1 protein-coding gene is annotated in these 1,309 nt (G+C 68.1%); it reads left to right on the plus strand.

All coding sequences use genetic code 11. The annotated features are described in order from the left end of the window. The first annotated feature begins 45 nt into the window (after window positions 1-45). Complete coding sequence (locus IF99_RS0130175; protein WP_031001667.1) at window positions 46-1,269, plus strand: IS30 family transposase; 1,224 nt, start codon at window positions 46-48, stop codon at window positions 1,267-1,269. Window positions 1,270-1,309 lie beyond the last annotated feature (40 nt).

Here is a 1,309-nt window from a genome sequence, read left to right on the forward strand (position 1 = left end):
CTTGCGTTCTAGTGGTTGTCGCAACACCCCAGTTCAGGGGATGCGATGGACTTCGAGGTCCGGAAGGTCCGCAAGGCTCATGGGCCTGTGAAGTTGCGGCGGGAGCGGGAGCGATACTTCCTGCTTGTGCGACAGGGCTTGAGCAACAAAGAGGCGTCCCGGCTGGTGGGCGTCAACGAGCGGACCGGACGTGAGTGGCGTAACGGCCGGAGTGATCCGGCCAGGTTTCGGGCGCCCGCCCAGCAAGGGCGGGCGCCCGTTGCCGCGTCGTCGGGCCGGTATCTGCGCGACGATGAACGCCTTCACATCGCTGACCGGCTACGGGAGAAGGCCACCATCCGCGCGATCGCCGCGGAGCTGGGCCGCAGCCCGTCCACGGTCAGCCGGGAGATCCACCGCAACCGCACCACGGATCCTCGCGGACAGTGGCACTACCGCCCCCACGCGGCCCAGGCCCGTGCCGACGCCCGCCGGCCCCGTCCCAAGACGGGCAAGATCGCGCGGAACGCTGAGCTGCGCGACTTCATCCAGCAGCATCTGGCCCTGCGGTGGAGCCCGGAGCAGATCTGCAACGCTCTGCGTGCACAGTTCCCCGACCGGCCGGAGATGCACGTGGTTCACGAGACGGTCTACCAGGCCCTCTACGTCCAGGGCCGTGGTGAACTACGCCGTGAAGTAACCCGGGCCCTGCGCTCGGGCCGCGCGCGCCGCAGGCCCCAGCGGCAGGCCGCTTCCCGGCAGCCACGCTTTACCCACCCGATGGTCATGATCAGCGAACGGCCCGCCGAGGCAGAGGACCGGGCGGTTCCCGGCCACTGGGAAGGCGACCTCATCATCGGGAAGGACAACGGCTCGGCGATCGGCACCCTCGTGGAGCGCGCCACCCGTTACGTGATGCTCGTCCACCTGCCCGACGGCCGCAGCGCGGAGCACATGCGCGACGCGCTGGTGAAGACGGTGAAGACCTTGCCGTCACACCTCACACGCTCGCTCACCTGGGACCAGGGCTCCGAAATGGCCGCTCACCACTCCTTCAGCATCGCCACAGACGTCCCGGTCTACTTCTGCGACCCGGCCAGTCCCTGGCAGCGTGGCTCGAACGAGAACACCAACGGCCTGCTCAGGCAGTACTTCCCCAAGGGCACCGACCTGTCCGTGCACACGCCTGAGCACCTGGCCGCCGTCGCCGCCGAACTCAACGGCCGCCCACGCAAAACGCTCAGCTGGGAAACCCCAGCCGAGCGCCTGCATAAACTACTCGCCGTCTAACACAACCGACCACGTGTTGCGACGATCCCCAGAAACCGCC

The organism is Streptomyces sp. NRRL F-5630, from assembly GCF_000719475.1.
Lineage (GTDB): Bacteria > Actinomycetota > Actinomycetes > Streptomycetales > Streptomycetaceae > Streptomyces.